12 protein-coding genes are annotated in these 15,812 nt (G+C 72.0%); 4 read left to right on the top strand and 8 right to left on the bottom strand.

All coding sequences use genetic code 11. The features are described 5' to 3' along the window. Nucleotides 1-40: 40 nt before the first annotated feature. On the bottom strand, nt 41-640 hold the full coding sequence (locus ACXJKA_RS10205) for a hypothetical protein (RefSeq protein ID WP_456825086.1): 600 nt from the start codon (nt 638-640) through the stop codon (nt 41-43). A 111-nt stretch (nt 641-751) separates the two neighbouring features. Here ACXJKA_RS10205 and ACXJKA_RS10210 point away from each other — a divergent pair, with 111 nt between their 5' ends. Both ACXJKA_RS10210 and ACXJKA_RS10215 read left to right on the top strand, forming a co-directional pair. Next, complete coding sequence (locus ACXJKA_RS10210; RefSeq protein WP_456825087.1) at nt 752-1,972, top strand: MFS transporter; 1,221 nt, start codon at nt 752-754, stop codon at nt 1,970-1,972. A gap of 15 nt (nt 1,973-1,987) precedes the next feature. Further along, the gene (locus ACXJKA_RS10215) at nt 1,988-2,557 is read left to right on the top strand and encodes a TetR/AcrR family transcriptional regulator (protein ID WP_456825088.1); all 570 of its coding nucleotides are present in this window, start codon (nt 1,988-1,990) and stop codon (nt 2,555-2,557) included. A 7-nt stretch (nt 2,558-2,564) separates the two neighbouring features. Here ACXJKA_RS10215 and ACXJKA_RS10220 read toward each other — a convergent pair whose 3' ends face one another. After that, nucleotides 2,565-2,972 carry a YchJ family protein gene (locus ACXJKA_RS10220; RefSeq protein WP_456825089.1) on the bottom strand — a complete coding sequence of 136 codons (408 nt, stop codon included), beginning with the start codon at nt 2,970-2,972 and terminating at the stop codon, nt 2,565-2,567. A 300-nt stretch (nt 2,973-3,272) separates the two neighbouring features. Here ACXJKA_RS10220 and ACXJKA_RS10225 point away from each other — a divergent pair, with 300 nt between their 5' ends. Both ACXJKA_RS10225 and ACXJKA_RS10230 read left to right on the top strand, forming a co-directional pair. Beyond that, on the top strand, nt 3,273-3,476 hold the full coding sequence (locus ACXJKA_RS10225; protein WP_028049733.1) for a cold-shock protein: 204 nt from the start codon (nt 3,273-3,275) through the stop codon (nt 3,474-3,476). Nucleotides 3,477-3,617: 141 nt separating this feature from the next. Continuing rightward, complete coding sequence (locus ACXJKA_RS10230; RefSeq protein ID WP_456825090.1) at nt 3,618-4,697, top strand: fatty acid desaturase family protein; 1,080 nt, start codon at nt 3,618-3,620, stop codon at nt 4,695-4,697. Nucleotides 4,698-4,817: 120 nt separating this feature from the next. Here the strand turns inward: ACXJKA_RS10230 and ACXJKA_RS10235 are convergent, their stop codons facing one another. From ACXJKA_RS10235 to kdpA, 6 genes are all read right to left on the bottom strand, one after another. Further along, entirely contained in the window at nt 4,818-7,367 is a 2,550-nt protein-coding gene (locus ACXJKA_RS10235) for a rhamnogalacturonan lyase (RefSeq protein ID WP_456825192.1), read from the bottom strand. A 736-nt stretch (nt 7,368-8,103) separates the two neighbouring features. Then, a complete protein-coding gene (locus ACXJKA_RS10240; protein WP_456825091.1) occupies nt 8,104-8,793 on the bottom strand; it encodes a response regulator in 690 nt (229 codons plus the stop codon). Continuing rightward, the gene (locus ACXJKA_RS10245) at nt 8,790-11,336 is read right to left on the bottom strand and encodes a DUF4118 domain-containing protein (protein WP_456825092.1); all 2,547 of its coding nucleotides are present in this window, start codon (nt 11,334-11,336) and stop codon (nt 8,790-8,792) included. The genes ACXJKA_RS10240 and ACXJKA_RS10245 overlap by 4 nt, the downstream gene beginning before the upstream one ends. Continuing rightward, nucleotides 11,333-11,953 carry a potassium-transporting ATPase subunit KdpC gene (gene kdpC, locus ACXJKA_RS10250; protein WP_456825093.1) on the bottom strand — a complete coding sequence of 207 codons (621 nt, stop codon included), beginning with the start codon at nt 11,951-11,953 and terminating at the stop codon, nt 11,333-11,335. The genes ACXJKA_RS10245 and kdpC overlap by 4 nt, the downstream gene beginning before the upstream one ends. After that, nucleotides 11,953-14,046, bottom strand: a complete 2,094-nt coding sequence (gene kdpB, locus ACXJKA_RS10255) for a potassium-transporting ATPase subunit KdpB (RefSeq protein ID WP_456825094.1) — start codon at nt 14,044-14,046, stop codon at nt 11,953-11,955. Before kdpB ends, kdpC begins: the two co-directional genes overlap by 1 nt. Next, the gene (kdpA, locus tag ACXJKA_RS10260; RefSeq protein ID WP_456825095.1) at nt 14,043-15,707 is read right to left on the bottom strand and encodes a potassium-transporting ATPase subunit KdpA; all 1,665 of its coding nucleotides are present in this window, start codon (nt 15,705-15,707) and stop codon (nt 14,043-14,045) included. Before kdpA ends, kdpB begins: the two co-directional genes overlap by 4 nt. Nucleotides 15,708-15,812: the final 105 nt, after the last annotated feature.

Here is a 15,812-nt window from a genome sequence, read left to right on the forward strand (position 1 = left end):
CGGCATCGTGCACCCGACCGCCCACACCGCGCACGGCCCGCTACCGCCCGAGCGTCTCCTCGAACCAGCCGCCCGCCGGGACCGGCCGCGGCGGCGGCGGCGGCACCGGGTGCTCCGGCTCGGGCTCCCAGGGCCACAGCTCGACCACACCGGCCCGCGCGGCGGCCACCGCACCGGCGGGGATCACGTGCCGCGCCTCCCCGAACCCGAACGGCGCGCAGGCCGTGTACAGCACCAGGTCGCCGTCGGGCGGCGCCGGGGCGAGCCACAGCGTCATCTCGTACGACCGGCCGCCGCCACTGCCACCGCGCTGCGTGAGCAGCACCCCGTCCTCGGTCGCCGAGCCGCCGACGTACGCCCGGTCGGTGCACACGACGCGGCGCCCGTCGGCGATCTCGAGGCCCACCAGCAGCGCGTTCCACAGCTGATAGGCGTCGCGGTCCGGCACGGTTGTCGAGGGGCGCAGGCGCAGCCCGAACGACAGCTCGATCCCCACCGAGTACATGCTCGCCGCGAGCAGGAACAGGGCTCCCTCGTCGGACCGGTTCAGCAGCACCGGTCCCGCGAGCAGGCTCGGCTGCTCGTTGTCTGGCGGGCCCCAGGGCAGCTCGCCGCCGCCGGCGGCCATGGCGTGATGCACGTCGCGAGCATCCCGGACCGCCCCGCACCCCGCAACGGTTGACGTCAGCAGACAGGTCTGTCTAGTCTCTTGAAGGCATTAGACAGACCGGTCTACCTATCGGAGTTCCTCGTGACCCAGCTCGCCGAAAGACCGACCACGATCGCCCGAACCCCCCGGCGGCTGTCGCCGCGAGCGTCCTTCGTCCTCCTCGCGTCGATCGTCCTCGCGTTCCTCGGCGCCTCGAGCGCGCCGACCCCGCTGTACGCGATCTACCAGTCGGAGTGGGGCTTCTCCGCCACGACGACCACCGTCGTCTTCGGCACCTACGCGATCGCGGTGCTGATCTCCCTCCTGGTCCTCGGCCGGCTGTCCGACCACGTGGGCCGCCGCCCGGTGCTGCTCGCCGCGATCGCCGCGCAGGCCGTCGCGCTGGTGATGTTCACGACCGCCGACGGCGTCCCGATGCTGCTGCTGGCGCGGGCGGTCCAGGGGTTGTCGACCGGAGCGGCCGTCGCGGCGATCGGCGCCGGCATGCTGGACATCGACCGCGTCCGCGGCACGCTGGCCAACGCGGCGGTGCCGGCCATGGGCACGGCCCTCGGCGCCCTGGTCGCCTCGTTCGTCGTCGCCCTGCTGCCTGCGCCCACCCACCTGATCTTCCTGGCGCTGCTGGTGGTCCTCGCGCTGCAGTCGGTGGGCGTCCTGCTGATGCCCGAGACCGTGACGCCGGAGCCGGGTGCGCTCGCCAGCCTGCGGCCGACCGTCGCGCTGCCCCGCAACGTCCGTCGACCGGCGGCCGTCGCGCTCCCCGTGCTGTTCGCCGTCTGGGCGCTCCCCGGCTTCTACGGCTCGCTCGGCCCCGCGCTCGTCGCGACGCTCGTCGGGTCGAGCTCGGCGGTGTTCGCCGGGCTGGGTCTGTTCGTGCTCGCCGGAACCGCGGCCGTGACGGTGGTCGTCCTACGCGACACGCCGGCCCGGGACGTGCTGCTCCTCGGCATCGCGGCCCTCGTCGTCGGCCTCACGGTCGTCCTCGTCGCCGTCGGCCTGCTCGCGCCCGTCCTCTTCTTCGTCGGCACCGCGATCGCGGGCGTCGGCTTCGGCAGCGGGTTCCAGGGCGCGATCCGCCTGGTCGTGCCGCAGACGCTGCCGCACGAGCGGGCGGGCGTGCTGTCGCTGCTGTACGTCGTGTCCTACCTCGGCATGGGGGTGCCGGCCGTGATCGCCGGGATCGCCGTCGTCCACGACGGCGGGCTGCAGGTGACCGCGCAGGGCTACGGCATCGCCGTGATCGCGTTCGCGCTCGTCGCCCTCGCGGGTCTGCTGCGGCGTACAGTAGACAGACCTGTCTGACGAGGGGAGTGCGCGATGACGACGAAGACGAGTGCGCGCGAGCGACTGCTGGACGCCGCGAACGAGCTGTTCTACGCCGAGGGCGTGCAGACCGTCGGCATCGACCGCGTCATCGAGCAGGCCGGCGTCGCCAAGGCCTCGCTCTACAACACCTTCGGCAGCAAGGACGAGCTGGTCCGGGCATACCTCGAGTCCCGGCACGCGCGCATCGCCACCCGGATCGCGCGGCACGTCGAGCGCTACACCGACCCGACCAAGCGGCTCCTGGCCGTGTTCGAGGCCCAGGACGAGATGGTCCACGAGCCCACCTACCGCGGCTGCGCGTTCGCTGCGGCCAGCACCGAGGCCCGGCCGGACGGCGCCGTCGTGCACGCGGCGGAGGCGTACCGGCGCTGGGTCCGCGAGCTGCTCACGGACCTCGCCTCGACGATCGACGGCGTGCAGGACGCGGCCACCCTGGCCCGGCGCCTGCACCTGCTCTACGACGGCGTCGGCATCTCGGCCCGCATGGACCACGACCGCGAGGCCGCGCAGGCTGCGCGCGCCGCGGCGCTCGTGCTCATCGAGGCTGCCACGCGGAGCTGACCAGCACCTACGCGCCGATGCCCCCGTCGACGTAGAGCCAGCGGCCGTCCTCGCGCACGAACGTGCTGGTCTCGTGCAGGCGCCCGCGCTGCCCGATCACGGAGCCGTCGTCGAGCCGGTAGTGGGCCACGAACTCGACCGTGCCGGTGTCGTCCCACGGGCCACCCGCGTCCGTCTGCAGCACGTCCAGCCGGCGCCAGATCATCGCCTCGTCCAGCTCGAGCTCGTCCGGGCGCGTGCTCGGGTGCCAGGTGACCAGCAGGTAGGGCACCGCCCGCCTCGCGAATCCCGTGTAGCGAGACCGCATGAGCGCCTCTGCCGTCGGAGCCGTCCGGCCGTCCTCGACGTACCGGCCGCAGCACTCGGCGTACGTCTCTCCCAACCCGCACGGACAGCGGTCGTCGGTCTCGCTCATCGGTCTCTCCACCCTGTCGACCGCGTGAACCTAGCAAGAGTTCCGGGGGCTCGCAGAGGCGGCCCGGACCCTCCGCGCCGCGGGTTCCGAGCAGACCATTTCGTTTCGTACGTTCCGGTCAGGCCCATCGTGCCGTACGGTTGTCCCTGTAGTCGCAGTGAATCGCTTGTCATGACGGCCACGGGGAGACCCTGGCAGGACGTTCTCGAGGACCACCTCGGAGACGGACGACGAACACCGTGAATACCGGTCCCGGTCACCCGGGAGTTGTCCATACCGCACGTGAGAGAAGAGAACATCATGCCTGTTGGCACCGTGAAGTGGTTCAACGCCGAGAAGGGCTTCGGCTTCATTGCCCCCGAGGACGGCGGACCCGACGTCTTCGCGCACTACTCCGCCATCACCACGAGCGGCTACCGCACGCTCGAGGAGAACCAGAAGGTCCAGTTCGAGGTCACGCAGGGCCCCAAGGGCCCGCAGGCGTCGAACATCACGCCTCTCTGAGCTGAGTAGAGCTCAACAGCTCCACACGAGACCCCGGCCTTGTGGCCGGGGTCTCGTCGCATCATCGACTTGGCGCCACACGCTCTGGCAGGACCCGACCGCACTCGCGCCGCGCATCGCACGACCGACAGGACGGACGCCATGAGTTCCCCGACGCTGACCGACACCCCCACCCGCCCCCGCGACCGAGCAGTCAGCGACTTCACGGAGCTGACCCGCACCGTCCAGGCGGCCGGCTTGATGAAGCGTCGCCCCGCGCACTACGCCGTGCGGCTCTCCGCCGCCGTGCTCGCTGTGCTGGGCCTGATCGCCACGATCATCCTCGTCGGCGACTCCTGGTGGCAGATCGCTGTCGCGTTCGCCGCCGCGGTGATCCTCACGCAGGTCGCCTTCCTCGGCCACGACGCCGCGCACCGCCAGATCTTCGCCGACGGACGCGCGAACAACTGGACTTCCCTCGTGCTCGCCGACCTCTTCGTCGGCTTGAGCCACGGCTGGTGGCAGCGCAAGCACACGCGCCACCACGCCAACCCGAACAAGATCGACGCCGACCCCGACATCGACCTCGAGGTCCTCTCCTTCACGCCGGAGCAGGCCGCGACGCGCACGTCGAAGCTGTCGATCTGGTTCCTGAACCACCAGGGCTGGTTCTTCTTCCCGCTGCTGCTGCTCGAAGGCGTCGCGCTGCACGTCGCCGCCGTCAAGCGCCTGTCGTCGCGGGAGAAGCTGGACCACCGCGCCGCCGAGATCGTCATGATGACGATCCGCCTCGTGGGCGGCGCCGCGCTGGTCTTCCTCGTGATGTCCTGGCCGATCGCGCTCGTGTTCCTCGCCGTGCAGATGGGTGTCTTCGGGTTCTACATGGGTGCCTCGTTCGCCCCGAACCACAAGGGCATGCCGTTGATCCCCAAGGACTCGCGCCTCGACTTCCTGCGCCGCCAGGTGCTGACCAGCCGGAACATCGGCGGCGGCAAGTGGGTCGACGTGCTGATGGGCGGGCTCAACCACCAGGTCGAGCACCACCTGTTCCCGTCGATGCCCCGCCCGTCCCTGCGTCGTGCCAAGCCGATCGTCGAGGCGTACTGCCGGGAGCACAACATCCCCTACGTCCAGGTCTCGCTGCCGCGCTCGTACGCGATCATCGTGAAGTACCTGAACACCGTCGGGAAGCCCGACCGTGACCCGTTCAACTGCCCGATGACGGCGCTCTACCGCGTCTGACCCTCGGCACAGCGAAAGCCCCCGTCGTCCTTCCGGACGGCGGGGGMTTCGCTGTTGGTCGGCCCGTCAGCCTCGTCGGCCTCGTCGGCCTCGTCGGCCTCGTCGGCCTCGTCGGCCTCGTCAGCTGAGCATCGAGATCACCTGCTGTGCCTGGTACTCCAGCGCCGCCCGCGCGGCCGGTGTGACCGTCGCGTGAGGCTGCTTCGGCGTGAGCAGGTCGACGTACGCCGCGAGCGACTTGGCCGCGACCTTCTCGTTGCCCCGGTCGGCCGCCTTGTCGGCCACATCGAGTGCCGCGAGCAGCTGCACGACCACGACACCCGAGATCGCACCGGCGTCGATCTGCGCCGTGGTCGCGTCGCGCAGGGCGTCGATGCTGCCCGGCGCGTAGTACGACGGCACCGGCACCTGCGTGAAGTCCGTGTCCGAGGCCAGGTAGAAGCCCACGTCCGACGGCTGGTTGTAGGTCGTCTGCTGGCGGGCGACCTCGACGCGGTACTGCGGGTCCTGCATGAGCGTGTACATCTTCTTGTGGCTCAGGGCCGTGTTGGTGAACACGCGGATCGCCGACGAGTTCGTCGTGCGGACCAACAGCTCCTCGCGCGAGTCGCCGAGGATGTCCGCCACCAGCGACGGGTTGCCCTTGGTGCCGTTGTTGGCGCGGGTGCCGGTGGCCGTGAGCTGGCGGCCGCGGGTCCAGTCGTCGATCGTGACGTTCTGGTCGCCCGAGCCGTTGACGATCTGCGTGGTGCCGTCCGGCAGCCACTTGATGCTCATGTTCGTGCCGGGGATGGCGCCCGGGGTGAACTGCCCGGTCGCCGTGTACAGCCCCAGCGAGCCGGAGCCGCCGGGCAGGCTGGCCCAGACCTCGAGCCCACGGACGTTCGGCAGCACGTCGCCGATCATCGAGCGGCCCGTGTCGGCGCCGGAGTACTTGCCGAACAGCACCTCGCCGGTCTTCGCGTCGCGCAGGGCCATGCCGTACGGCGCACCCGTCGCGCCCTCGTGGCACGTGTAGATCTCCAGGCCCGGGCGGTCCGGGTCGATGTCGGTCACGTGGATCGCGTCGCCGTGGCCCAGGCGTGCCAACGTGCCGGGTGCCGACGAGCCCGCCGGGAGAGTGTCGAACGACGAGTACAGGACGGAGCCGTCGTCGTCGATCGTCGCGCCGCCGTAGACGATCTCCTGCTTTCCGTCGCCGTCGACGTCGGCCGCCGAGAGCGAGTGGAAGCCCTGCGTCGTGATCTTCCCGTAGACGGGGTCGGTGCCGTCGCGCCCGTGCGGGCTGTCGTTGAACGGGTTGGTCATCGGCACGTGCCCGGAGTCGACGTACCAGCGCTCCTTCAGCGCCGTCCCGTCCCAGTCGTACGCGACGATCGTGGTCCGCGTGTAGTAGCCGCGGGCGAAGATCGCCGACGGCGTGGCCCCGTCCAGGTACGCGACGCCGGCGAGGAACCGGTCGACTCGGTTGGCGGGCTCGATGCGGGCCATCGCGTAGTCGCCCCACATCAGGCCGTCGTCACCGCGGCCGGGCTTGTAGTCGATGGTCTGGAGCTCCTTGCCGGTCGCCCCCTCGAACACCGTGAGGTACTCGGGGCCGTCGACGATGAACCCCTCGAAGTTGCGCAGCGCGTTGCGGGTGCTGCGACTGGGCGCGTAGACGTCGACGAAGTAGTTCGCCAGCGCCGTCGCGTCCTCGTGGCTGAGCGGGTACGTGTACTGCTTCGGGATGCCGAGCGCCTCCTCCACCGTCGACGGCCAGTGACCCGCGACGACCTCCGGGTGGCTGCTCCAGCCCTCGAGCATGCGGACCAGGTGCTCGAAGTAGCCGGCCTTGCTCAGTCGGTAGTCGGTCGTGTCGGTGACGCCCGCGTCGCGGTCCCGCTGCGGCAGGGTCACGTACGCCTCACTGGCGACCGAGCCGTCGGCCGCGTACTGCGTGATCTTGGTGCCGGGGGCCGTCTTCATCATGAGCTCGGCCCTGCCGTCGCCGTCGTAGTCGTAGACGGGGAACTGCGTGTAGTGCGCGCCGGCCCGGATGTTGACGCCCATGTCGATGCGCCAGAGCTGCGTGCCGTCCTGCTCGTAGGCGTCGACGTAGACGTTGCCGGTGTACCCGACCTGGCTGACGTCCTTCGAGTTGGACGGGTCCCACTTGACGATGTACTCGTACTGCCCGTCGCCGTCGACGTCCCCGACCGACATGTCGTTGGCCGAGTACGTGTAGGCCTCGCCCACCGGCGTGACCCCGTCGGCGGGCTTGTGCAGCGGGATGTCGAGGGAGGCCTGCGCCCACGGCGTCGCCTCGGTGCCGTCGACCTCGACACCGTCGACGACGGCCGCCACCCGGTAGCGGGAGGTCGCCGTGCCGGCCGGGTCGACGAAGTTCGTCGAGTCGGTGACGGTGCCGACCTTGGCGCCGTCGCGGTAGACCGCGAAGTCCGGACCGGTGAGGCCCGTGGTGGTGGCGCCGGTGACCTCGCTGGCGAGCAGCCGCCAGGAGAGGAAGACGCCCTCGTTGGTGACCGCCGCGACGAGCCCGCGGTCGAGGCGCTCCAGCGTGAGGCCGTCCGGTCCTTGGGTCGCGCCGCCGTGCGAGCCGGCGACCGGCGTGGCGGAGGCGGGGGTCGCCGTCAGCGTGCCGACGAGCAGCACGGAGCCGACGACCATCGCGGGCACGGTCAGCGCGCGCCCTCGCGCCTGCGACGACCGCGTCTGTCCGGCCGATCCCACGCGTCGTCCCGGCGATCCGGGCGGTGTCGATCCTCTTCGATGCGTCAGACTCATCCTTGAATCCTTTCAATCGCCTAGGAGTTCCCCAGGGACGAACGGKGTGCCCTCCAGGAGGAAAGTCGGGGGCGCCATTGACCCCGACCGCCCACGACCGTATCGCCTGGTTCACCCGAGTCAACCCGGCCTGAGACATTCGCCGGATTCCGTCGAGGGGAGCGCTCCCGGCAACGGAAACCGCTATCCGATCGGGCCGCCGACACCGGCTGGCGAGCAGCCCCACGAGTGACGGAGTGTCCGGGTTCGTGGGTTGGCGACGAGTTCGTGGGCTGCAACCCGCGAGCTCGGCGCGAACCCGCGAACTGGCTTCGTCAGGAGGCCGGCTTCACGCGTTCCACGTCCCATCGCCCTCGCGGGCCCGCGCCGAACTCGTGAGTACCTGTCGAGCTCGTGGGCTCCTACTCACGATCTCGGCTCGGCGTCACGAGTTCGACCGGGCGGGCTGGAGAGTCGCCGTTGCGGTGGCGCATGCGGCACCAGACGCCGACTCAGGACGTCCGACGGCACCCCGACTCGCCGCGCCCCGAGAACGTCACTTTGCCGCGAGAACGTCACTGTGAACTGCCGTTCTCGCGGCGAAGTGACGTTCTCGGGCGGCGCGGTTGCCGACGACAGTTCAGACCTCGAACGTGTAGCCCAGGCCCGGTTGGGTGAGGATGTGGCGCGGGTGGGCCGGGTCCGCCTCGAGCTTGCGGCGGAGCTGGGCGGAGTAGACGCGCAGGTAGTGGGTCTCGTCGGAGTAGCCGGGCCCCCAGACATCCTGGAGCAGCTGTCGGCGCCCCACCAGGCGACCGCGGTTGCGCACCAGGACCTCGAGCATCGACCACTCGGTGGGGGTCAGCCGCACCTCGACGCCGTCGCGGAGCACCCGGGCCCGAGCGAGGTCGATGGTCAGGGCGCCGGCAACGACGACGGCCTCGTCCGACGGGTCGCCCGCCACCGACGAGCGCCGGACCGCGGCCCTCAGCCGCGCGAGGAGCTCGTTCATCGCGAACGGCTTGGTCACGTAGTCGTCGGCCCCCGCGTCGAGGGCGTCCACCTTGTCCTCGCCGTGCTGCCGGGCCGACAGGACGACGATCGGCACCCTGCTCCAGCCGCGGATCGCGGTGATGACGTCGAGGCCGCTCATGTCCGGCAGGCCCAGGTCGAGCAGGACGACGTCGGGCGCGCGGGAGGCCGCGGAGGTGATGGCCGAGGCGCCGTCGGCCGCCGTCGCGACCTCCCAGCCCGACGCGCGCAGCGTGATGGCGAGCGCGTGGGCGAGCCCGGGCTCGTCGTCGACGACCAGCACGCGGTTGCCCGTCATCGCGCGACCGTCTCGTCGGGTTCCGGCGACCCGCTCGCGGCCGGTGCCGTGGGCGCATGCTCGTCGGCGAGCGGGACGGTCACCAGCATCGTCAGGCCTCCGCCGGGCGTGTCCTCGGCGGAGAGGTCCGCACCGACCGCCGTCGCCAGCCCGTCCGCGACCGCCAGCCCGAGCCCGAGGCCCGTCCCGGCGGAGTCGTCGAGTCGCTGGAAGGGCGCGAACAGCTGCCCCTTGAGCTCGTCCGGCACGCCCGGGCCCGAGTCCGCCACGCGCAGCACCATCCCACGCCCGACCACCGCGGCACTCACCTGCACGGGACCTCCGGCCGACGCGTACCGGACCGCGTTCGAGACGAGGTTGGCGACGACGCGCTCGAGCAGGCCGGGGTCGGTGAGCACGTACGGCAGCTCCTCCGGCACGTCGAGCACGACCGGGAAACCCTCGACGGCCAGCGGGACGATCTCGTCGAGGCTGGTGGCGCGGAGCACGGGCCGGACGCTGCCGGTCTGCAGGCGGGACAGGTCGAGCAGGTTGTCGATGAGCCGCTCCAGCCGGGCGGTCGACTCGGCCAGCGTGAGCACGAGGGCCGCGCGGTCGGCCGGGTCCAGCTGCAGCGACAGCCCGTCGACCGACGCGCGGATGGTGGCGAGCGGGGTGCGCAGGTCGTGCGAGACGGCGGCCAGCAGCGCCGTTCGCGTGGCGTCGGTCTGCTCGAGCAGGCGGGCCTGATCGGCCTGGGCGTGCAGACGCTCGTGCTCGAGCACGATGCCGACCTGCGACGCGAACGCCTCCAGCACGCGGCGGTCGCTGGCGGGCAGCACGCGGCCGGTGAGCGCGAGCACGCGGTGGTCGTCGACCGTGAGGACCGCGTCCGCGTCCTCGGGCCGCAGCGCGGGGTCGACGCCGTCCACCGCCAGCACCTCCCATCCCGAGCCCCGGGCCTCCAGGAGCGCGACGGCCGCGAGCGTGAAGGTCTCGCGCAGCCGCGCGACGAGGGCGGCGGCCGTGTCCTGGCCCGACAGCACCGACCGGGAGACCGCCGCGAGCGCGGAGGCCTCGGCGCGCGCCCGGAAGGCCTCGGCCGTGCGCCGGGCGGCGAGGTCGACCACGGAGGCGACCCCGGCCGCCACCAGCACGAACACGAACAGCGCCAGCGCGTTCTCCGGCTGGTCGATGGTGAGGTGACCGGTCGGGATGGTGAAGAACCAGTTGAGCAGCAGGAACCCGACGACCGCGCTCACGATCGCCGGCCACAGGCCGCCGACCAGAGCGACGAGCACGGTCAACGCGAGGAAGAGCATGAGCTCGGTGGGCAGGCTCACCAGGTCCCGGTTGGCGCTGAGCAGAGCCGTGAGCAGCACCGGCCCCAGCAGAGCGGTGGCCCAGCCGGCGATCAGGCGCGAGCGCGACAGGGGCGAGCGTCGCGGCCGTCGTCGGCCCCCGCGCGCCTTCTCGTGCGTGACCAGGTGGACGTCGATGACGCCGGCCAGCCGGGCGATCTCGGTGCCGTTGCCCTCGGACAGGGCCTCGCGCCAGCGGCTGCGCCGGGAGACGCCGACGACGATCATCGTGGCGTTGACGCCTCGGGCGAAGTCGACCACGGCGCTCGCGACGTCCTCGCCGACGACCGTGTGGAACGTGCCGCCCAGCGACTCGACCAGCCGGCGCTGCTCCGCGATGGCCCCGGGCGGCGCGCTGGGCAGTCCGTCGGTGGCGAGCACGTGCACGGCGAGCAGCTCGGACCCCGCCGCGCGCTGGGCGATCCGGGCGCCCCGACGCAGCAGCGTGTCCGCCTCCGGCCCGCCGGTGACGGCGACGACCACCCGCTCGCGGGCCGGCCACGGCGTCTCGATGCGGTGGTCGCGCCGGTAGGTGGCCAGCGCGTCGTCCACCCGGTCCGCCAGCCAGAGCAGGGCCAGCTCGCGCAGGGCGGTGAGGTTGCCCACCCGGAAGTACTGCGTGAGCGACGCGTCGATCTGCTCGGCGCGGTACACGTTGCCGTGCGCGAGCCGGCGCCGTAGGGCCTCGGGCGCCAGGTCGACCAGCTGGATCTGGTCGGCGTCGCGCACCACGCGGTCCGGCACCGTCTCCCGCTGCCGGACACCCGTGATCGCCTCGACGTCGTCGTTCAGCGACTCCAGGTGCTGCACGTTCACGGTGGTGACCACGTCGATGCCCGCGGCGAGGACGTCCTGCACGTCCTGCCACCGCTTGGGGTGCAGGCTGCCCGGCACGTTGGTGTGCGCGAGCTCGTCGATCATGACGACCTGCGGTGCCCGCGCCAGGACGGCGTCGACGTCGAGCTCCGTGAAGGTCGCGTCCCGGTGGACCAGCGTCCGCCGGCTCAGCACCTCCAGGCCGTCCAGCTGCGCGGCCGTCGCCGCCCGGCCGTGGTCCTCGACCAGGCCGACGACGACGTCCGTGCCGCGGGCGAGGCGGCGGTGGGCCTCGTCGAGCATCGCGTACGTCTTGCCGACGCCCGGCGCCGCGCCGAGGTAGACGGTCAGCCGACCGCGCCTCGGTGGCACCTCGCCGCTGGTCACGAGCCCATTGTCTGCAGCACGAGGTTGAGGCGCAGCACGTCGACGCGCGGCTCGCCGAGGAATCCGAGGTCGCGACCGACCGTGGTGGCGTCGACCAGCGCGGACACCGACTCGACGGACAGCCCGTTCTCGCGGGCGACCCGCGCGGCCTGCAGGTGCGCGTACGCCGGCGAGATGTCGGGGTCGAGGCCCGAGGCCGACGCCGTCAGCGCGTCCACGGGAACGTCCGCGGGGTCGACGCCCTCGAGCGCGGCCACGGTGGCCCGGCGCTCCTCGATCGTCGCCACCAGGTCCTCGTTGAGCGGCCCGAGGTTGGAGCCCGCCGACGCCAGCGAGTCGTACCCGTCGCCGGCGGCCGACGGCCGGGGGTGGAACCACTGCGGCCCGTCGAACGACTGCCCGACGAGGAGCGACCCGGCGGCGGCGGCTGCGGAGGTCACGCGCTCCCCCGAGGAGGAGACGAGCGAGCCGTTCGCCTGCCACCGCAGCGCGAGCTGGGACACCCCCGTGACGGCCAGCGGGTAGGCCAGCCCGAGCAGGACGGTGAGCACGAGCAGCACGCGCAGGCCCGCCCACGACTGGCGGGCGAAGGACACGACATCGGTTCCGGTGGTCATCAGGACATCCCCAGGGCAGTGACGATCAGGTCGATGAGCTTGATGCCGACGAACGGGGCGATGACGCCACCGAGCCCGTACACCAGGAGGTTGCGGCGCAGCAGGGCCGACGCCGACGCCGGCCGGTAGCGGACCCCGCGCAGGGCGAGGGGCAGCAGCGCGACGATGACCAGCGCGTTGAAGATGACGGCCGACAGGATCGCCGATTGCGGGCTGCTCAGGCGCATCACGTTGAGCACCTCGAGCTGTGGGAACGCGACGACGAACATCGCCGGCAGGATCGCGAAGTACTTGGCGACGTCGTTGGCCACGGAGAACGTGGTCAGCGCCCCGCGCGTGATCAGCAGTTGCTTGCCGATCTCGACGATCTCCAGCAGCTTGGTCGGGTTCGAGTCGAGGTCGACCATGTTGCCGGCCTCCTTCGCGGCGGTCGTGCCCGTGTTCATCGCGACGCCGACGTCCGCCTGCGCCAGCGCGGGGGCGTCGTTGGTGCCGTCGCCGGCCATCGCGACCAGCCGCCCGCCCTCCTGCTCGCGCCGGATGAGGGCCAGCTTGTCCTCGGGCGTCGCCTCGGCCAGCACGTCGTCCACGCCGGCCTCGGTGCCGATGGCCTTCGCGGTGAGCGGGTTGTCGCCCGTCACCATGACGGTCCGGATGCCCATCGCGCGCAGGGCGTCGAACCGCTCGCGCATGCCCTCCTTGACGACGTCCTTGAGGTGGATGACGCCGAGCACGCGCGCCGGGTTCTGCCCGAGCTGCTCCGCGACGACCAGCGGCGTGCCGCCCGACGCCGAGATCGCGTCGACCGTCGCGGCGACGTCGGGACCCGTGTGCCCGCCGGTCGAGTGCACCCAGTGCGTGACCGCGGCGGCGGCCCCCTTGCGCACCGACCGACCGGGCAGGTCGACCCCGCTCATCCGGGTCCGCGCCGCGAACGGCACCAGCTCGGCGCCGGCCAGGTCGTGCCGCTCGCGCAGCCCGAACCGCTCCTTGACCAGCACGAGGACCGAGCGGCCCTCGGGGGTCTCGTCGGCCATCGACGACAGCTGTGCGGCGTCCGCCAGCGCCTCCGGGGTGACGCCCGCGGCCGGCAGCAGGTCGGCCGCCTGGCGGTTGCCCAGCGTGATGGTGCCGGTCTTGTCCAGCAGCAGCACGTCGACGTCGCCGGCGGCCTCGACCGCGCGGCCGGACATCGCGAGCACGTTGCGGCGCACGAGCCGGTCCATGCCCGCGATGCCGATGGCCGAGAGCAGGGCGCCGATGGTCGTCGGGATCAGGCAGACGAGCAACGCGACGAGCACGATGAGCGGCTGCCGGGCGCCGGAGTAGACGGCGAACGGCTGCAGCGTGACCACGGCCAGCAGGAACACGATCGTGAGCGAGGTGAGCAGCACATTGAGCGCGACCTCGTTCGGGGTCTTCTGCCGCTCGGATCCCTCGACCAGCGCGATCATCCGGTCGACGAACGTGTGACCCGCGGGGGCCGTGATCCGCACGACGATCCGGTCCGACAGCACGACCGTGCCGCCGGTGACGGCCGAGCGGTCGCCGCCGGACTCGCGGATGACCGGCGCGGACTCGCCCGTGATCGCCGACTCGTCGACGCTCGCGACGCCCTCGATGACGTCTCCGTCGCCGGGGATGGTCTCCCCCGTCACGACGATGACGACGTCGCCGACCTTGAGCGTGGACGACGCCACCTGCGCGGTCGGCAGCTCCGCGAGCCCGGTCGTCGCCTCCAGCGTGTCCTGCGGCGCGAGCACGCGGCGGGCCGTCGTCTCGCGCTGCGTCGCCCGCAGGCTGGCCGCCTGGGCCTTGCCGCGGCCCTCGGCCACCGACTCCGCGAGGGTCGCGAAGAGAACCGTGAGCCACAGCCAGACGGTGATCGACCAGGCGAAGACGCTCGGCTCGGCGACGGCCAGCACGGTGGTGAACGCGGCGCCGACCTCCACGACGAACAGGACCGGCGAGCCCCACAGCCTGCGGGGGTCGAGACCGCGCAGGGCGCCGGGCAGCGCCTTGGCCAGCTGCGGGCCGGACAGCGCGCTCTTCGCGGCCACCGGCTGGGGCCGCTCCAGGACGGACGTGCTCATGACAGGGACTCCACGACGGGACCGAGGGACAGGACGGGAACGAACGTGAGGCCGACGACGACGAGCGTCACCGTGACCAGCAGGCCGACGAACAGCGGCGTGTGGGTGGGCAGCGTGCCGGCCGTCTCGGGGGTCTTCTTCTGGCGGGCGAACCGCCCGGCCAGTGCCAGGACCAGCGCGATCGGCACGAACCGGCCGATCAGCATCGCGAGCCCTAGGAGCGTGTTGTAGAACGGCGTCCCGGTGGTCAGGCCCCCGAACGCGGAGCCGTTGTTGTTCCCGGCGGACGCGAACGCGTAGACGATCTCCGAGAGGCCGTGCGCGCCGGGGTTGAGCAGACCGCTCAGCCCGGCCGGCGTCGAGATGGCGACCGCCGATCCCAGCAGCACCACCGCGGGCATGGTGAGGACCGCGAGCGCGACGAGCGTGATCTCCTCGCGGCCGATCTTCTTGCCCAGGTACTCGGGCGTGCGCCCGACCATGAGGCCGGCCAGGAACACCGCGACGATCGCCAGGATCACCATGCCGTACAGCCCGCTGCCGACGCCGCCCGGGGCCACCTCGCCGAGCAGCATCCCGACGAGCGCCACCCCACCGCCCGGCGCGGTCAGCGAGTCGTGCGTGGAGTTCACCGCGCCGGTGGACGTCATGGTGGTCGACGCCGCGAACAGCGCCGAGGCGGCCTCGCCGAACCGGACCTCCTTGCCCTCGAGCGCGCCACCGGCCGCCAGGGGGCCGGTGCCGGCGCCGGCCAGCTCGGCCCAGGTGAGGAACCCGACGGCCGCGACCCACAGGGTCGACATCGCCGCCAGGATCGCCCAGCCCTGCCGACGGTCGCCCACCATGCGCCCGAACATCCGCGGCATGGCGAACGGGATCAGGAGCAGCAGCACGACCTCCAGCACGTTGGTCCACGGTGCCGGGTTCTCGTACGGGTGCGCGGAGTTGGCGTTGAAGAACCCGCCGCCGTTGGTGCCCAGCTCCTTGATGGCCTCCTGCGAGGCGACCGGGCCGCCCAGCACCGACTGGGTGCCGCCGGCCAGCGTGGTGATCTCCGCGTGCGCGTGCAGGTTCTGGATCACACCGCCGGCGACCAGGACGATCGCCGCGACGAACGCGAGCGGCAGGAGCACCCGCACCGTGGCGCGTACCAGGTCCGCCCAGAAGTTGCCCACCCGCCCGTCGGTGCCGGACCGCGCGAACCCGCGGGCCAGGGCCGCGACGACCGCGATGCCGACCGCGGCGGACAGGAAGTTCTGCACCGCGAAGCCGGCCATCTGCAGCAGGTGACCCGCGGCTACCTCGCCGGAGAACCACTGCCAGTTGGTGTTGGTGACGAACGAGACGGCCGCGTTCCATGCCCCCGCGGGGTCCATCGGCGGCGCGCCGATGTCGAGAGGCAGCCGGTCCTGCAGCCGGGCCAGGCCGAACAGCACCAGCACCGACACCAGCGAGAAGCCCAGCAACGACAGCAGGTACGTGCTCCACCGCTGCTCCGCGTCGGGGTCCACCCGCATCAGCCGGTAGCCGACGCGTTCCACCGCGAGGTGCTTCGTCGACGACATGACCCGGTACAGGTAGTCCCCGAGCGGACGGTGGCTGACCGCGAGCACCACGACGACGAGCGCGACCTGGGCGATAGCGACCCACAGGGCGGTCATCGGACCTTGTCCGATCGCAGCAGCTGGACCACCAGGTACACCAGCAGGGCGCCCGCGACGACGAGCCCGGCGAGGTCGAAGCCGCTCATGATCGGTCCGTCCGGC

This window comes from Cellulomonas sp. P5_E12 (assembly GCF_054049315.1).